The sequence below is a fragment of the Nitrobacter sp. JJSN genome (assembly GCF_051912485.1).
Classification (GTDB): Bacteria; Pseudomonadota; Alphaproteobacteria; order Rhizobiales; family Xanthobacteraceae; genus Nitrobacter.
Map to the genome: position 1 here is coordinate 3,714,618 of NZ_CP196822.1, position 17,238 is coordinate 3,731,855.

17 protein-coding genes are annotated in these 17,238 nt (G+C 62.9%); 14 read left to right on the plus strand and 3 right to left on the minus strand.

Going from position 1 to position 17,238, the window contains the following annotated elements:
• Positions 1–11 precede the first annotated feature (11 nt).
• A complete protein-coding gene (locus tag ACSZOQ_RS18070; RefSeq protein WP_439923778.1) occupies positions 12–2,252 on the plus strand; it encodes a DUF2235 domain-containing protein in 2,241 nt (746 codons plus the stop codon).
• Between the two features lie 99 nt (positions 2,253–2,351).
• On the opposite strand, the gene ACSZOQ_RS18075 is transcribed toward ACSZOQ_RS18070, so the two are convergent.
• A complete protein-coding gene (locus tag ACSZOQ_RS18075) occupies positions 2,352–3,128 on the minus strand; it encodes an alpha/beta hydrolase (protein ID WP_439923779.1) in 777 nt (258 codons plus the stop codon).
• 336 nt (positions 3,129–3,464) lie between these two features.
• Here ACSZOQ_RS18075 and infC point away from each other — a divergent pair, with 336 nt between their 5' ends.
• The 6 genes from infC to pheT all read left to right on the plus strand — a co-directional run bounded on the left by infC (position 3,465) and on the right by pheT (position 9,254).
• Positions 3,465–4,004, plus strand: coding sequence for a translation initiation factor IF-3 (infC, locus tag ACSZOQ_RS18080; RefSeq protein WP_439926127.1), 540 nt, complete (start codon positions 3,465–3,467; stop codon positions 4,002–4,004).
• Positions 4,005–4,334: 330 nt separating this feature from the next.
• Positions 4,335–4,535, plus strand: a complete 201-nt coding sequence (rpmI, locus tag ACSZOQ_RS18085; RefSeq protein ID WP_011508684.1) for a 50S ribosomal protein L35 — start codon at positions 4,335–4,337, stop codon at positions 4,533–4,535.
• Between the two features lie 71 nt (positions 4,536–4,606).
• Positions 4,607–4,966 (plus strand): 50S ribosomal protein L20, encoded by a 360-nt coding sequence (rplT, locus tag ACSZOQ_RS18090; protein ID WP_439923780.1) that lies wholly within the window; start codon positions 4,607–4,609, stop codon positions 4,964–4,966.
• Positions 4,967–5,137: 171 nt separating this feature from the next.
• The gene (pheS, locus tag ACSZOQ_RS18095; protein ID WP_439923782.1) at positions 5,138–6,244 is read left to right on the plus strand and encodes a phenylalanine--tRNA ligase subunit alpha; all 1,107 of its coding nucleotides are present in this window, start codon (positions 5,138–5,140) and stop codon (positions 6,242–6,244) included.
• Positions 6,241–6,819, plus strand: coding sequence for a hypothetical protein (locus tag ACSZOQ_RS18100; RefSeq protein ID WP_439923783.1), 579 nt, complete (start codon positions 6,241–6,243; stop codon positions 6,817–6,819). The genes pheS and ACSZOQ_RS18100 overlap by 4 nt, the downstream gene beginning before the upstream one ends.
• The gene (gene pheT, locus ACSZOQ_RS18105) at positions 6,816–9,254 is read left to right on the plus strand and encodes a phenylalanine--tRNA ligase subunit beta (protein WP_439923784.1); all 2,439 of its coding nucleotides are present in this window, start codon (positions 6,816–6,818) and stop codon (positions 9,252–9,254) included. The genes ACSZOQ_RS18100 and pheT overlap by 4 nt, the downstream gene beginning before the upstream one ends.
• A 79-nt stretch (positions 9,255–9,333) precedes the next feature.
• Here pheT and ACSZOQ_RS18110 read toward each other — a convergent pair whose 3' ends face one another.
• On the minus strand, positions 9,334–10,002 hold the full coding sequence (locus ACSZOQ_RS18110; protein WP_439923785.1) for an ATP-binding protein: 669 nt from the start codon (positions 10,000–10,002) through the stop codon (positions 9,334–9,336).
• Positions 9,999–11,435: a flavin monoamine oxidase family protein gene (locus ACSZOQ_RS18115; RefSeq protein ID WP_439923786.1), complete on the minus strand. Its 1,437-nt coding sequence runs from the start codon at positions 11,433–11,435 to the stop codon at positions 9,999–10,001. The genes ACSZOQ_RS18110 and ACSZOQ_RS18115 overlap by 4 nt, the downstream gene beginning before the upstream one ends.
• A 347-nt stretch (positions 11,436–11,782) precedes the next feature.
• Between ACSZOQ_RS18115 and ACSZOQ_RS18120 the strand changes: the two genes are divergently transcribed.
• The 7 genes from ACSZOQ_RS18120 (at position 11,783) to ACSZOQ_RS18150 (ending at position 17,097) form a co-directional block, all read left to right on the plus strand.
• Positions 11,783–12,736, plus strand: coding sequence for a YiiX/YebB-like N1pC/P60 family cysteine hydrolase (locus tag ACSZOQ_RS18120; RefSeq protein WP_439923787.1), 954 nt, complete (start codon positions 11,783–11,785; stop codon positions 12,734–12,736).
• Positions 12,737–12,767: 31 nt separating this feature from the next.
• Positions 12,768–13,262, plus strand: coding sequence for a peroxiredoxin family protein (locus ACSZOQ_RS18125; RefSeq protein ID WP_439923788.1), 495 nt, complete (start codon positions 12,768–12,770; stop codon positions 13,260–13,262).
• A gap of 133 nt (positions 13,263–13,395) precedes the next feature.
• Positions 13,396–14,148 carry a sulfate transporter family protein gene (locus ACSZOQ_RS18130; protein ID WP_439923789.1) on the plus strand — a complete coding sequence of 251 codons (753 nt, stop codon included), beginning with the start codon at positions 13,396–13,398 and terminating at the stop codon, positions 14,146–14,148.
• A 147-nt stretch (positions 14,149–14,295) separates the two neighbouring features.
• Positions 14,296–15,273, plus strand: a complete 978-nt coding sequence (gene sppA / locus ACSZOQ_RS18135; RefSeq protein ID WP_439923790.1) for a signal peptide peptidase SppA — start codon at positions 14,296–14,298, stop codon at positions 15,271–15,273.
• Between the two features lie 167 nt (positions 15,274–15,440).
• Entirely contained in the window at positions 15,441–15,746 is a 306-nt protein-coding gene (locus ACSZOQ_RS18140; protein WP_009796612.1) for an integration host factor subunit beta, read from the plus strand.
• Positions 15,747–15,833: 87 nt separating this feature from the next.
• Positions 15,834–16,181, plus strand: a complete 348-nt coding sequence (locus ACSZOQ_RS18145) for a DUF1049 domain-containing protein (RefSeq protein WP_439923791.1) — start codon at positions 15,834–15,836, stop codon at positions 16,179–16,181.
• 238 nt (positions 16,182–16,419) lie between these two features.
• Positions 16,420–17,097: a phosphoribosylanthranilate isomerase gene (locus tag ACSZOQ_RS18150; RefSeq protein ID WP_439923792.1), complete on the plus strand. Its 678-nt coding sequence runs from the start codon at positions 16,420–16,422 to the stop codon at positions 17,095–17,097.
• Positions 17,098–17,238 lie beyond the last annotated feature (141 nt).

Here is a 17,238-nt window from a genome sequence, read left to right on the forward strand (position 1 = left end):
CAGGGGTGGGTATGAGTCGGAAAATCGTTCTGCTGTCCGACGGCACCGGAAACTCCGCGGCGAAGGTCTGGCGCACCAATGTCTGGCGCACGTTCGAAGCGCTTGATCTCTCGGGATCGGATCAGGTGGCGTTCTACGACGACGGGGTCGGCACCTCGTCGTTCAAGCCGCTCGCAATTCTAGGTGGCGCGTTCGGCTTCGGTTTGAAGCGCAATGTCATCGACCTGTACAAGTTCGCATGCCGCAACTGGCGCGATGACAGCGACGAGCTGTTCGGCTTCGGCTTCAGCCGCGGCGGCTTCACCATCCGTGTGGTGATGGGGCTGATCCTCAATCAGGGTCTTGTCGCTGCCGATAGCGAGGCCGAACTGACGCGAAAGGCCAAGGCCGCCTATCGCCAGTATCGGCGCGAGCGTTTTCATACGTTCTGGCACATCGAGGACATCTTTCGCGGCATCCGCGACCTGTTTCTGCCGAAGGGCTACGACAAGGGCGACAATCGCCAGGTGGACCATATCCGCTTCATCGGCGTGTGGGACACTGTCGCCGCCTACGGTCTGCCGCTGGATGAAATGACGCGCGGCGTCAGCAGGTGGATCTGGCCGCTGGAGCTACCCGATCACACGCTCGACTGCGCGCGCGTCAAGCGCGCCTGTCAGGCGCTGTCGCTCGACGAGCCGCGCACCACGTTTCATCCGGAATTGTGGGACGAGCGCAGCGCGCCGACGTTGGCGCCGCGCGACGACGGCAAGCGCTATCTCGCGGACGAGCAGATCAGCCAGGTGTGGTTCGCCGGTGTCCATTCCAATGTCGGCGGCGGCTATCCGGACGATGCGCTGGCCTACATTCCGCTGGTCTGGATGATGACGGAGGCGCAACGCTGCGGCTTGCGGTTCAAATCCGCTCATCATCACCCACCGGCCGATCCCGATCCGTTCAAGAACGCCATCTCGATGTGCGATAAAGACGGCCGGCTCTACGATCCGCGCAAGGGGCTCGGCAGCTACTATCGCTACGGGCCGCGAAAGTTGGCCGAACTGTGCAACTATCGATTTTCCCGGAAGGACGAGGTCGTCATCGAGCGGCCAAAGGTGCATGTCAGCGCGTTCAAGCGCATCGCCAGCCGTTCGCAAGGCTATGCGCCGGTCGGGCTGCCGAAGACCTACGATGTCGTGACCGACGACGGGCTGGTGCTGACGCCGGACCAATACGGCTTCGAAAGCAGCGCAGGCGCGCTCGCGCGCACCGAAACGCAGGAGCATGTCTGGAACGAGATCTGGAAGCGTCGGCTGGTCTATTTCGCGACCGTCGGCGCAACGGCATGGCTGTTGCTCTATCCGCTGGCGCGCTCGCTGCCGGCCGCCGCTGAATACACCAGCCGCATTCGCTGGGTGTCGGACATCATCCGCGTTGTCGGCGGGTTTTTACCCGGCTTCGCGCAGACCTGGATCAACGGCTATGCGCGCAGTCCGGGGCAGTTCCTTGCGCTGCTTTTGCTCGCGGGCGGATTGGCGCTGTGGGGCGTCGTTCTCTCGACCCGGATTACCGACCGCATGAATGCGGTCTGGCGGAAGACGCCGGCGGTGCCCACGGGCTTGCCGACCGGCTGGATCTATCGGCTGCGCGCGAGCCGACTCTATATCTGGTTTCACCGACAGTTGAAGCGCCGCTGGGCTCCGACGTTCTTCGCAGCATTGTTCGTCTATCTCGGCGTCACCTTTGGCAGCCATCTCGCCTACAATGTACAGGACGTCGCGGGTTTGACCTGCGTTGAAAGTCCGAAGGCGCAGGGGCTCGCGCGCGGCAAGCAGGCGACGTTCAATTTCAGCACGTCGCAGTTCTGCGCCGGCACCGGCATTGCGGTGGACGGTTTCGGCGCGCGCTATCTGATTCAGGTCGAGACCACGCAGCCGTTCCGTGACGGAGATATCCCGTCGCCGCTCGGCGGATTCTACACGACCGACGCGCCGCGCTGGTCGCAACGCTTATGGCTGATGCTCGGCGTTCCCCTCCGTCGCGAACTGACGCGGCCGTGGTTCCGCTTGGTCCTGCGCTACGGCGCGACCGGCGGCGAGGAAGTCTTCCTCGACCCCGATCCCGAGGACGGCAAGGTTGAGACAGTGATCCGCCCGACGCGGAGCGGCGAGCTCTTCATCTTCGTCAACGATGCGGTGCTGGGCATTCCAAGGCTCTATGACGCTTTTTATCGCAACAATGAAGGCTCCGCCAAACTCGTCGTGACGCGCAAGTGAAACGACCTTCGAAGGGTTGAGGTAAGAGCTGCATATTCGGCTTGCCCCTCTCCCCTTGCAGGAGAGGGTTGGAGTGAGGGGTAAAGCCGGACACCGCCTTCAGGAGAACTCCGCCACCGCCGCCAAGATGCGCGCGATGTCCTGCGGGCGCGACAGCCGGTGGTCGCCGTCCCGGATCATGGTCAGCACCACGTCGTCGCTCGGCAGCCGCTCGGTTAGCGCGAAAGCGTGGCGCCATGGCACGTCGGCGTCTTGCGCGCCGTGCAGAATACGTACCGGACAGCCGGTCGAGATGCTGCCGCCGAGCAGCAGATGATTGCGACCGTCCTCGATCAGGTGGCGCGTGATCGGGTAGGGATCGCCGTAGTCGGAGGGCCGCAGCCACGCACCCTTGGTCTCGATGGTGTTCCTGACCTCCGGCGGGAAGGCTTTCCACATCAGTTCCTCGGTGAAGTCTGGCGCCGGCGCGATCAGAACGAGACCCGCCAGCGTGGCGCTGGATGATGGCCGTCTCGCTAGCGCACGCGCCAGCAACAGCGCGATCCAGCCGCCCATCGATGAGCCGATCACCACCTGCGGGCCATCGCAAAAAGCGTCGAACACCGCCAGGCTTTCCTCGAGCCAACGGCCGATGGTGCCATCGGTGAATGCGCCGCTGCTTTCGCCATGGCCGGAGTAGTCGAACCGCACGCAGGCCCGGCCGCATTCGGCCGCCCACGCATCGAGCGCGAGCGCCTTGGTGCCCGCCATGTCGGACTTGAAACCGCCGAGCCAGAACAGGCCGGGGGAGCCGCCGCGCCGCGCCCGCACCGCGATCCGGCGCATCGCGTCGCCGCCCCCGACCTCGATGAATTGCGCTGCCGTTCCGCCCGTCATGACATCCGTCCCGTGTCGTGCTGTTTGTCGCCGCCGCTTCTGCCTGTCAACGAATGCTGGTCAGATGGGGAACAAGCGGCAGGCTCCGGCGGGTTGCCCCGGAATTGATTGGCGTGACCAAAATACCTCGCATTTGATGGTTTTGGTCGAGTTTGCATCGCGCCGCTTGCCCGCAGGCGCTTATTCCTTCAAAATAAGCGGGATCAGCAAAAGTGGACCCCGGTTTTGCGTCCGATCGCGCTTACCTATTTATTTGGGCGCATGATCTGATCGCCAAACCGCTCACACTTTGTCGGATCATACGCCGTTGTCTTTCACAATATTGGAGAGCCACCCATTCGCCGTCCCAGTAGAGCGCCAATGCCCGTCGCGAAAGACGGGCCGCGCACCAATGATGAAATCCGCAATGCCCAGGTTCAACTGATCGATCAGGACGGCGCCAACCAAGGCACCGTGGAAACGATCGCCGCGATCAAGATGGCCATGGATGCCGGTATGGATCTGGTCGAGATTGCCCCGAACAGCAGCCCTCCCGTCTGCAAGATCATGGACTACGGGAAATACAAGTTTCAGGCCCAGAAGAAAGCCGCCGAAGCCCGCAAGCGCCAGAAGATCGTCGAAATCAAGGAGATCAAGCTCCGTCCGATGATCGACGATCACGACTACGGCGTGAAAATGAAGGCGATGCAGCGGTTCTTCGAGGAGGGCGACAAGGTTAAGATCACCCTGCGCTATCGCGGTCGCGAGATGGCTCACCAGGAGATCGGCACCAAGCTGCTCGATAAGGTGAAGGCCGACGTCGCCGCCTACGCCAAGGTCGAGCAGGACGCCAGGTTCGAGGGCCGCCAGGTGGTCATGGTGCTGGCCCCGCGCTGAGCGGAAGCGTTTGTCGATTTTGCTTTCGAGGCGAAATTAGGCCTGTCAGGCATCTGACGGGCCTATTTCGTTTTGGCCTCCGCAACAGCCGTCATCTCCCTCTTTTTGAACGAAATCGCTATTTCGCTATCTCGCTAAATCGTTGCCAATCCGGCCATCCTCTGCCATAAGCCGGTCTTCGTCGCCCGGCTGATTTAGGGCTGCCGTGGCGACGACCATGCCGGCGATTTTCACTTCAGAAATAGTCGAGCATCTTCAACGCTCTAGCGAGCATTTCGCCGCAAAAAGCGCCCCTCGGGGCGCGTTTTTTCGTGGCAACAGGAGAGCCAAATGCCCAAGCTGAAGACCAAATCGGGCGCTAAAAAGCGCTTCAAGGTGACCGGGACCGGCAAGGTGGTGTCCGCCCACGCTGGCAAGCGACATGGCATGATCAAGCGGACCAAGAAGCAGATTCGTCAGCTTCGCGGGACTCGCATCCTGTTCAAGACCGACGGCGACAACATCAAGAAGTACTTCTTGCCGAACGCCTGACGGCCTGTCTGTTGCAACCCTGCCGCGTTCGTGCGGTGTCAGATTACCCAGTCATTTGAAGGAGATCGGTCATGTCTCGCGTGAAACGCGGTGTGACGGCTCATGCCAAGCACAAGAAAGTCTACAAGATCACCAAGGGTTTTTCCGGCCGCCGGAAGAACACCATTCGCGCCGCCAAGGCGGCCGCCGACAAGGCCGGCCAGTACGCCTTCCGCGACCGCAAGCGCAAGAAGCGCACTTTCCGCGCGCTGTGGATTCAGCGTCTCAACGCCGCCGTGCGGCCGTTCGGCATGACCTACAGCCGCTTCATCGACGGGCTGTCGAAGTCGGGCATCACCGTGGACCGCAAGGTGCTGTCGGACCTCGCCATCAACGAGCCGGCCGCGTTCCAGGCGATCGCCGAGAAGGCCAAGGCCGCGCTCGCGGCGTGATATCGCCGGCCGCTGGTGCGTCACACAATACGGTGTCATGCCCGCGAAGGCGGGCATCCAGTAACCACCGACTAACCTTCGAACACCGGGGTTACTGGATCATCCGCCTTCGCGGATGATGACGGCCCGATGTGCAGACGGCGAGCGGATACCCATAAGGTGACCGTCGCCATGTCCAATCTTATCGACCTTCAATCCAATATCATCGCCGACATCGCGAGCGCCTCCGACGAAGCCGCGCTTGAGGCGGTGCGCATCGCGGCGCTTGGCAAAAAGGGCTCGATCTCGGCGCTGCTCGGAACCCTCGGCAAGATGTCGCCGGACGAGCGCAAGACCGAGGGCGCGAAAATCAACCTCGCCAAGGACGCGGTGACGCAGGCGCTGGCCGCGCGCCGCGAGGTGCTGAAGGCCGCGGCGCTCGATGCCCGCCTCGCCTCGGAAACCATCGACGTCACGCTGCCGCTCCGCGAGACCCCCGCAGAAGCCGGCCGCATCCATCCGCTGAGCCAGGTGTGGGACGAGGTCACCACCATCTTCGCCGACATGGGCTTTGCGGTCGCCGAAGGTCCGGATATCGAGACCGACGACTACAATTTCACGCGGCTGAATTTCCCGGAAGGTCATCCGGCGCGGGAGATGCACGACACGTTCTATTTCAACCCGAAGGAGGCAGTCGGCTCGGAGGCCGAAGAAAAGCCTTCGCGCCTCCTGCTGCGCACTCACACCTCGCCGGTGCAGGTGCGCACCATGCTGAGCCAGAAGCCGCCGATCCGCGTGATCTGTCCCGGCCGCACCTATCGCAGCGACAGTGACCAGACCCACACGCCGATGTTCCATCAGGTCGAGGGGCTGGTGATCGACAAGTCGTCGCATCTCGGTCACCTCAAATGGATCCTGCATGAATTCTGCAAGGCGTTCTTCGAGGTCGACAACGTCAACATGCGTTTCCGCCCGTCGTTCTTTCCGTTCACCGAGCCGTCGCTGGAAGTCGACATCCAGTGCCGCCGCGACAAGAACGAGATCCGCTTCGGCGAAGGCGAGGACTGGCTGGAAATTCTCGGCTGCGGCATGGTGCATCCGAATGTCTTGAGGTTGTGCGGTATCGATCCGGAAGTTTATCAGGGCTTTGCCTGGGGCATGGGGATCGACCGCATCGCCATGCTGAAATACGGCATCGCCGATCTGCGGCAGTTGTTCGAAGGCGACGTGCGCTGGCTCAATCACTACGGCTTCAAGCCGCTCGAGGTGCCGACGCTGGCGGGGGGATTGAGTTCGTGAGCGAACTTTTGGGGAAGCTATGGCTGTCGCTCAATCCCTTTCAACCGCAAATACTGGCATTTCTACTAACCATTATTGGTTCAGTAGCTGCGTACTTCTTTCGAGCTCGGGTCAAGCTAATCTACGGTCATCCCAACAATAGCTTTCATAGTCTTACGACCGATACTGGGCCAGTGAATGTATTTTGCGAAAAGCACTACGTGCAAAACGTCGGACGAAAGCCTGCCGAAAAGATCGAGATTGCTTTTTCGTGCACCCCAAGTGGAATTACCGTTTTTCCACCTCGGAGCTTTGAGCAATCAACCGGATCCGATGGACTGATGATGCTTGCTATTCCCTACCTAGCCCCAGGTGAATTGATCATTATCGATACAATTCATGTTAATAGCCGGACGGCCGAATTGCGCGCTGTTCATTGTCCCGAGAACGTCGGCCGTCGGGTTAATTTTTGGGTGCTTAGAAGGTTCAGTGCGACTTTCAACCGGTTCTGGTTGGCAGCAGTCATACTTGGAGTTTTTTATGCAGTTCAACTCGCGATCAGCATGGTGGCTTATCTGGTGAGAGCCAATACATGAAATTCACTCTCTCTTGGCTGAAAGAACATCTCGACACCGACGAGCCGCTCGACAAACTCGCCGACAAGCTCACCATGATCGGTCTCGAGGTCGAGCGCATCGAGGACAAGTCGAAGGCGCTTGCGCCCTTCACCATCGCACGCGTGATCTCCGCCGTGCAGCATCCCAACGCGGATCGTCTCAGGGTGTGCATGGTCGATACCGGCGAGACCAACGACAAGGGCGAGCCCGCGCCGATCCAGGTGGTGTGCGGCGCGCCGAACGCACGCGACGGCCTCGTCAGCGTGTTCGCGCCGCCCGGCACACACATTCCCGGCAAGAACATCACGCTCGGCGTCGGCACCATCCGCGGCGTCGAGAGCCGTGGCATGCTGTGCTCGGCGGCTGAGCTTGAAATCTCCGACGATCACGACGGCATTCTGGAGTTGCCGGCGGAGGCGCCGATCGGCGCCGGCTATGCCGAATGGGCCGGGCTCGGCGATCCCGTGATCGAGATCAACCTGACGCCGAACCGGCAGGACTGCACCGGCGTGCACGGCATCGCGCGCGACCTCTCCGCCGCCGACATGGGTCGCTTCAAGAATCCGACCATCAAGCCGATCAAGGGCGAATTTTCCTGCCCGGTGAAGGTCACGGTGGAAGACGCTGCGCTGTGCCCCGGCTTCGCGCTGCGGCTGGTGCGTGGCGTGAAAAACGGCCCGTCGCCGGAATGGCTGCAAAAGCGCCTCACCTCGATCGGCCTGCGCCCGATCAACGCGCTGGTCGACATCACCAACTTCATGACCTACGACCGCGCCCGCCCGCTGCACGTGTTCGACGCGAAGAAGGTGCATGGGAATCTCACGGTACGCCGCGCCCGCAACAGTGAAACCCTGCTGGCGCTCGACGGCCGCACCTATACGCTCGATCCGAACGTCTGCGTCATCGCCGACGATAACGGTGTCGAATCGTTAGCCGGCATCATGGGCGGCCAGCAATCCGGTTGCGACGAGACCACCACTGACGTGCTGATCGAATCGGCGCTGTGGAGTGAGATCAATATCGCGCAGACCGGCCGCAGGCTCGGGATCAATTCCGACGCGCGCTATCGCTTCGAGCGCGGCGTCGATCCCGCCTTCATGGTGCCCGGGCTTGAAATGGCGACCAGGCTCGTGATGGAGATTTGCGGTGGCTCGCCGTCGGAGAATGTCGTGGTCGGCCAGGCGCTGCCCGATGACCGCGTGATCGATTTTCCGCTGACGGAGACCAAGCGGCTCGCGGCGATCGACGTGCCGCTGGTCGAGGTGCGCCGCATCCTCGGTCATCTCGGCTTCATGGTGGCCGGCAATGGGCCGGTGGTGAAGGTCGCGATTCCCACCTGGCGCACCGACATTCAGGGCAAGGCCGATATCGTCGAGGAGATCGTTCGCATCGTCGGCGTCGACAAGGTGCCGATGACGCCGTTCGATCGCGGCGACGCTGCGCGCAAGCCTGTTCTGACCCCGATCCAGTCGCGCACCCGACGCGCGCGTCGTGCGCTGGCTTCGCGCGGCATGGTCGAAGCTGTGACGTGGTCTTTCATCGCAAAACCGCAGGCCGAATTGTTCGGCGGCGGAAGTAAGGAACTGGCGCTCGCCAATCCCATTGCGTCGGATCTTTCCGACATGCGGCCGAGCCTGCTGCCGGGTCTCGTCACCATCGCGCAGGCTAATGCCGACCGTGGCTTTCCGGACGTCGCGCTGTTCGAGGTCGGACAGATCTTCCGCGGCGACGGTCCGCAGGATCAATTCGTGGCCGCCGCAGGGATTCGCCGCGGCACGGCTTCGTCGGCAGGCATCGGGCGACACTGGTCGGGATCGCCCGCGGCGGATACGCTCGACGCCAAGGCCGATGCGTTCGCCGTGCTGACTGCTGCGGGCGCGCCGGTGCAGGCGTTGCAGGTCGCAGCTGGCAGCGAATCGAAAAACTTTCCGGCATGGTTGCATCCTGGTCGCTCCGCCGCGATCCAGATCGGACCGCAGAACGTGCTCGGCTATTTCGGCGAACTGCATCCCCGCGTGCTCGAAGCACTCAAGGCCGATGGCCCGATGCTCGCATTCGAGGTGATCCTCGACCGCATCCCGGACGGCAAGCAGAAGCCCACGCGCGCAAAACCGGTGCTGGAGCTGCCGGCGTTCCAGCCGGTGTCGCGCGACTTCGCCTTCATCGTCGATCGCGGCGTGAAAGCGGCCGATATCGTGCGCGCGGCGCAAAACGTGGATAAAAAACTGGTCTCCGGCGTGACGGTATTCGACATCTACGAAGGCAAGGGCATCGACGCGGACAAGAAGTCGGTCGCCATCGCGGTGACGTTGCAGCCGCGAGACAAGACTCTCACCGATCAGGAGATCGACGCGGTGGCGGCGAAAGTAGTCGCCGAGGTCGCGAAGAGAACCGGTGGGAGCTTACGCGGATAGCACAACCAGCGGTCTGCTCTCTCCCCGCCCGCGTGGAGAGGTCTTGAACGCGGCGCTTCAACAACGAAACTTCTCGCGACTACGCCAGCAAGAGATCGCAATACGCAAATCCGTCACGCTCGACGACATCGCCGGACATGACCTCGATCCGCTGCGAAAACACGGGTGCGGCGACGACGCAAGTATGGAACTCGCCGTTTTCACCGCACGGATCGATTCCGGGCGGAAGGTCCGCCAGCAACGTCTGATCGAAGCTTCGGCCAGCGAATGAGGAGTCGAGCTTGGTCCGGTCGACCGAAACGAGACGCGCCTCCAGTCCGCATGCAATCATCTCGCGCGCCAGCGCGGCGGTCGGCCGGCCCCACAGCGGAAACACCGGTTTAATGCCGGTGCCGGCGAGCTTCTGCTCCCGATACGCGCGCACATCAGTGAGAAACAGATCGCCGAAGATGACATGCGTGATGCCGTCGCGGGTGGCGATCGCGATCGCTGCTCCCATCCGTGCTTCATACACGTCGTTGGGGCAGGGATAGGGAATCGGCACCACAAGTGGCGGCAGCCCTGCGGCCGCGAGTTGCGCGTCCAAGACCTCCTCGCGCACGCCGTGGATCGAGACGCGGCCGAAGGTCTCGTTCACCGTGGTGAGCGCGCCGACGACGTCGAACGCGCCCGCGCGGCGGACTTCATGCAGCGCAAAGGCGCTGTCCTTGCCTGATGACCACGAGATCAGCGCCCTCGGTCGCTTCATCTGGGCAGCGGAAAGCCGAAGGCGTCCTGCGAACGCCGCGATGTCGCCCGTCCGTGGTGTCGCGATGGCTTGTGCGTTGATGCTGAGGGCTCTGTCGGCTCCTTGAGCGCGCCGATCTTCCGCAGTGCGGCGTCAGCCGCGCGCTCGCCGCTCTCCCATGCGCCGTCGGCAGTGCCCCACAGCGTCTCGTGCGCGGCCTCGCCGGCGAGGAACAGGCTGCCTAGCGGCTCCATCAGAATTTTCCGCGACGGCTGCCCGCCTACCTCCGCCGCCGACATCGCACCGAGCACATGTGGCGCGGCGTTCCAGCGGGTCGCGGCGGACCGCGTCACCGCAGCAGCCGCATCGCTGCCGAACAGTTTCGTCAACCATTCCGTGGCAAACGCGATCATGGCGGCCTCGCCCTGCGCCGAGAGATCGCGGCCGAAGCTGCCCGCGATATCGATCGTGCACAGCGACGATCCATTCGCGTTCGCGGCGAGAAGCGCGGTCTTGCCGTCGCTGCTCTGCTCGATCATGGTTTCGTTGGGCCCAAGCCCGAGCGGATTGTTGGGCAGCCACAACGCGACGCGGTCGTAGCTGCCGAGCGAGAGCCTTGCCGCAGCATCGAGCTGGCGCTTCGGCAATTCGGGCGTGAAGCGGATGTTGCCCGAGGCCAACACGTTGGTGGACACGGTGACGATGATGGCGCGCGCGCTGATGCGTCCCGCGGGCGTCTCGACCCCGATGTCGCGACCGGCCCACGACACCCGGCTTGCGGGTGTCGACAAGCTGATTGGCAGGCTTTGACCGAGCGCCGCGAGCAGCACGCCGAGGCCCTGTTTGCAGCCGACCGCGGCATCGCGCTCGCGCGCGCGCGCGCGATCCATCGCCGAGAGGTCTTTCAGATTCTTTCCGGTAGCGCTGGCGCCGAGCACGAAGTCGATCGTTCCAGCCCAGACATCGAGATCGTCGGGCAAGGCCGAGGCGCAGGCGACGTCGGTCCTGCCGCGCGCGGCTTCGGCGATCGCGCGTTTCGCGCGAACCAGCGTCGCGAGAAACTGCTCGGTTTCGCCGGCGCGCGCGTTACGCCGCCCGATGCGGATTTTCTGGCCGGGCGATGCAGGAAACACGGCGGTTCCTGCGCTTCGCGCCAGCCTGACCATCGGGTTGGTGTCGGGCTCAAAGAGCCAGCACGCGCCGCGATCGAACGGCGCATCGAACGTCTTCGTGTCGGTGTGGCAGCGTCCGCCGATCCGGTCCGCTGCCTCGACCATGATGACCTTGCGGTTCGCGGCATGAATCCGCCGCGCCGCCGCGATGCCCGCGGCGCCAGCGCCGATCACGACCACGTCCGCCTCGCGCGGCAGCGGGGCGGCGCGCGCAACGCCGATCCCTGTTCCTGCCGCGAAGGCTGCAAACGCCGACAGGACATCGCGGCGCGTCATTGTCATGGCATGGTTTCCAAAGTTTTGAGAAACGCGGGACGTCCCGTGTGGCGGTTCAAAAGTTCTCCTCATCCTCGCGGCACGTTCCAACGAGAGAATTTTTGAACCTAAGCCACACGGAAATCATAGATTTTTAGCGTGCCAGGAATCAGAAGCCCTAAAACAGCGCGGCAAGATCGGCGAACTTCGGATTTCGGGACGCGACGAACTTGCCGCATCAAGGCGTCTGCGGCAACTGTCATGGTGAACTGACCGTAAATCCGCAATCGACGGCATGAACTAAATTACAATGGCCTTCGGCCATGATAAGGAGGGAAAAAAGCCGGTCAGGACGACGGCGGAGAGAGACTGCCATGGGGCTCGTGCTCGATACGGTCGGAAAATGGATTGCGGCCTATCTCCAGAAGGAGGTGCCCGGCTACGAGCCGTTCACGCCGAGCGATCCGGAGCATCTGCGCGGCCTTATTCAGGAAGGCGATGTTCTCCTGGTCGAGGGCAACAGCCGTATCTCCGGCATCATCAAATATCTCACGCAATCGACATGGTCGCACGCCGCGCTTTATGTCGGCCCGATCGACGGCGCCAGCGAAGCTGACGGCGAGCCGCACGTCCTGATCGAGGCAGAAATCGGCGCGGGCGTCACCTCCGCGCCGCTATCGAAATATTTTCCGTATCACACCCGGCTCTGCCGCCCGGTCGGCCTGTCCTACGAGGACCGCGTCACGGTGTGCCGCTATGCCATCAACCGAATCGGCTTCGGCTATGACACCAAGAACATCGTCGATCTGATGCGTTATCTGGTTCCGCTGCCGGTGCCGCAGCGCTGGCGGCGGCGCATGATCGCGTTCGGCTCCGGCGATCCCACCAAGATCATCTGTTCGGCACTGATCGCGCAGGCGTTCGGCGCGGTGCGCTATCCGATTCTGCCGAAGATCACCCGCGCCGGCAGCCGCAACGCGCGGCGCGAGATTCTGCACATCCGCGATTCCTCGCTCTACATGCCGCGAGATTTCGACATCTCGCCCTATTTCGAGATCGTCAAGCCCACCATCGTGAACGGCTTCGATTATCTCTCGCTCCATTGGGCCGACAAGCAGAAGCCGCTCGTGGAGGTGGCGGGCGCTATGGGTCCGTTTCAAGTCGGCGTCGGCTCGGCGACGCTTGTTTCTGATCCGGATGATGCGCCGGCTCCGGCGGCAGATGTAATCGCGGTCGAACGCGGCGTCATCGCGGAGCATTATCTGCGTGTCGAACGGCCGCAGCCCGATGCGGGCGCGGCCACCCATGTCCGGAGCGCGCGGCCGTAAACGGGGCCGAAATGGCCGCGCGAGGCAATCCATGACTGACGTCGAAATCGCTGCTCCCGAGCTTGCCGTATCGCAATGGTTCAACACCCGCGAGCCGCTGACGCTGGCCGCGCTGCGCGGCCGCCCGGTGCTGCTCCATGCCTTCCAGATGCTGTGTCCTGGCTGCGTCGCGCATGGTACGCCGCAGACGCAGCGCGCCTTTGAGCTGTTCAAGGCGACCGACCTTCAGGTGATCGGCCTGCACACTGTGTTCGAACATCATGCCGCGATGACGCCGGTGTCGCTCGAAGCCTTCATTTACGAATATCGGCTGACGTTTCCCATCGGCGTCGATGCGGCCGGCGACGGCACCCCGCTGCCGGTCACCATGAGCCGCTACGCCATGCAGGGCACGCCGACCAGCATTTTGATCGGCCGCAACGGCCGCATCATTCATCACGGCTTCGGCCAGCAGAACGACATGGCGCTTGGCGCCATGATCGCGGCCGAGCTCGCGGGCGCACAGACCTACGCGGCCAAGACATGACGGCTGTGCAGGCCGGCGCATGAAAACTCCGCCGCGATCCGCGTCCCTCTGAGACATCTGCGCCGATCCGCGCCCTTGCCGGCGAGAGCCGCGGCGTTTATCTGAGCGCAGGGTTCACCGGGAACTGACCGTCATGATGGGCGCCGCTGTCAAGGCCCTCACGCAGATACTGTCGCCGCCGATGCGCGCCATCCTGTGGCGGGTCATCGGGCTTGCGCTAGTGCTGATCGTGGTGTTTGCCATTGGATTGCAGCGGCTTTTGAGCTGGCTTGCCGGTTCCGGCGAGCTCTGGGCCGAGACCGTGCTCGGGCCGACCTTCCACACGCCGCTCAACATTCTGGCTTGGATTATTTCGATCGCCGCGGGCTTCGGCATCGTGTTCGGCGCGGTTTTTCTGATGCCGGCGATCTCCTCGCTGGTCGCGGGCGTGTTCGTCGACGACGTCGGCGAGATCGTCGAGCGCGAGCATTATCCGGCTGACCATCCAGGCGCGGCTCTGCCGTTTGGCCTGGCCATGACCGAAGGTATCAAGACCGCGCTGCTGACGCTGCTCGTTTACTTGGTCGCGCTGCCGTTCGTGTTCGTGGCCGGCGCGGGCGTCATCGCCTTCTTCATCGCCACGGCGTGGCTGCTCGGTCGGGAATATTTCGAACTCGCGGCGATGCGGTTCCGTTCGCCGGCGGAGGCCAAGGCGATGCGCCGTGACAACGCCTCCACGGTGTTCCTGGGGGGCCTCATCATCGCGGGCTTCGTGGCGATTCCGATCGTCAATCTGGCGACGCCGCTGTTCGGCATGGCTTTCATGGTTCACATGCACAAGCGGTTGTCGGGGCCGCGGCCCGAGCTGATCGCGCCGGTTCGTCGCGGCCGGCAGCCGATGGCGTAGGTCTTTGCGGTGATGGCCGTGACCGGGCCTTGCTTTCTTCATATTGCGCCGCAATTGGTGTAACTTGGGCGGCCCAGTCATGCCCAAGCCAATGCCATGCGCACATCACGTTGCGAGCCCTGATCGCAGTCCTTGAGGAGAATTTCGATGTCGATTGAGTCCGATGTGATCGTCGATCGCCGCAGATTGCGCAGCAAGCTCACCTTCTGGCGCGTGGCGTCGGCAGTGATCACGATCGCCGCGGTTGTCGCCGTCGGAACCTATGCCACGCCATTGGGCCGCAAGCTGGCCGGTGCCGGCGCGATCCAGCGCGTCAATATCGAAGGCCTGATCCGCAGCGATCAGAATCGCGTCGAGGCGCTGGAACGGCTCGGGAAGTCGAACGCGCCAGCGGTTATCGTGCACATCAATTCGCCGGGCGGCACAACCGCGGGGTCCGAACAGCTCTACGATGCCCTGATGCGCCTGAAGGCCAAGAAGCCGATGGTCGTGGTGGTGGACGGGCTCTGCGCGTCGGGCGGATATATCGCCGCGCTCGCCTCCGATCACATCGTCGCGCAGCAGACGGCGCTGGTCGGCTCGATCGGCGTGCTGTTTCAATATCCGAATTTCACCGATCTTCTGAAAACCGTCGGGGTCAAGGTTGAGGAGGTGAAATCGTCGCCGCTGAAGGCGGCCCCGAACGGCTACGAGCCGACCAGCCCCGAGGCGCGTGCGGCGCTCGACGCCCTGGTGAAGGATTCCTATGCGTGGTTTCGCGGCCTCGTGCAGTCCCGTCGTGGCATGGACGCAGCGCAACTGGAGAAAGTCGCCGATGGCCGCGTTTTCACCGGACGCCAGGCTGTCGATCTGAAGTTGATCGATCAGCTGGGCGATGAGAAAAGCGCAGTTGCCTGGCTGGTTTCTGCAAAAAACGTCAAGCCTGACCTGCCCGTGCAGGACTTCAAATTGTCACCGCGCTTCGGCGACATGACATTTCTGCGCACCGCCGCCTCTGTGACCTTCGATGCGCTGGGATTGAGCAGCATCGCGCGGCAGGTCGAGCAGACCGGCGTCGTGCGAGCGGTAGATCGGCTCGGTCTCGACGGAATGCTGGCGTTATGGCAGCCTGCGCCGTCGAATTGAGGCTCGAATCGGGGCGTTCGGGCATTTTTCGCGCTGCAAGGAACCGCGATGCCGCGGTGCAGAATCTCGTGGCTGTTTCTCTGAAGCGTGCGAATCGCATTTAGCGTCTTGACAGTCCTGACCGTTTTCACAGAAATGGGCGCTCCCACGGACGGGTCCCAGTCTCGATGATCAAATCCGAACTCGTTCAGCGTATCGCCGAGCACAACCCGCACCTCTATCAGCGGGATGTGGAGAACATCGTGAACGCGATTCTCGACGAGATTGTCGCCGCGCTTGCACGGGGCGATCGCGTCGAGCTGCGTGGTTTTGGTGCGTTCTCGGTCAAACATCGTCCTGCGCGCGCGGGCCGCAATCCGCGCACGGGAGAACACGTCCCGGTCGATCAGAAGAGCGTACCGTTTTTCAAGACCGGCAAGGAAATGCGCGAGCGGCTCAATCGCGAGAATGCTACGAGTGAAGCGAGCGCATAAGAATCTTTCAGGGGAACAGCCCCATGAATCTGAAAGCGAACCTGTCCAGCATGAGCGCTGCTTGACGCTAACGCCGCGAGAGAGATCATGCGTAAATTCCTGACCGGCCTGATCCTGATCCCGCTTGGTGTCCTTTTCATCGTGTTCGCGTTCGCAAACCGTCATCTGGTGACGGTGACATTCGACCCCTTTGATGCGACCGACCGACTGGCCACTGTTACCCTGCCGATGTTCGTCCTCATCATTGCGGTTGCGATCTTCGGCGTTGTGGCCGGCAGCGCCGCGACCTGGTTTGGGCAGCGCCGCTGGCGTCACAAGGCGCGCCAGTATGAGACGGATGCGCGTGCGGCGCGCGTGGAACTGACCGATTTGCGGTCTCGTTGGGAGTCCCGCGATACGGCGCGGCTGCCGGATCTGACGCGGCGGGCCGGATAGCGACCCTACGCCCGCATCCCGCTCTAAAATATTGGAATCGATCACGTTCATGATTTTGGATCGAATCGATCCAAAATCATCGTGATCTGGTATCTAGCCGCAAGAAGAGAACATTCGAACGGCCTTGCACGCGCGAGACAAGCCGCGCGCGACGTTGTAGAACCTCACCCATCGCGCCAGATGCCCGGACCGGCCGGTTTTCGCCGGTGGTCCGGCTCGCGCCGGATCGTTCGAGACCATGTCCCTGATCGTCAAGATATGCGGCCTGTCCACCCCTGCGACGCTCGACGTGGCGCTGCAGGCTGCTGCCGATATGGTGGGTTTCGTATTCTTTCCGCCGTCGCCACGGCATCTTGAGCTTTCGCGCGCGCGAGAGCTTGGCGCGCAGGTGCGAGGCCATGCAGGCAAGGTCGCGCTGACCGTCGATGCCGACGACGCGACGTTGGGCGGTATCGTCGAGGCCTTGCGGCCGGATCTGCTGCAGTTGCACGGCAAGGAAACCGTGGATCGCATCCGCGAGATCAAACAGACGTTCCGGCTGCCGGTCATGAAGGCGATCGGCGTTGAGACCTCTGCCGACCTTGCGGCGCTGCCCGGCTATGCTGCCGTCGCCGATCGCGTCCTGTTCGACGCGCGTCCGCCGAAGGACGCCACGCGGCCCGGCGGACTCGGCGTGCCCTTCGACTGGCATCTTCTGGAAAATCTGTCGCTCGAAATTCCGTTCATGCTGTCGGGCGGCCTCACAGCAGATAATATTCACGACGCAGTGCAGATCACGCGTGCCGGCGGCGTCGATGTCTCCTCGGGCGTGGAAAGCGCGCCTGGGGTCAAGGATGCCGGAATGATCCGGGATTTCATCCGTGCCGCGCGGGCGGCGGAAATCAACCTGCGCAAAGCGGCCTCGCATGTGGGGTAGCCTCGAAGAACGACAGCAGCGATCATGCTTGGGCATAGCCGTTCGACGAGCAGCGTCGCTTCCGCTCGCCTGTGCTCGAGCATCGTCTGTCGGGATTCACAGTGAGCAAGACGTGTATGGCCGGAACAAATCCGGCCACGA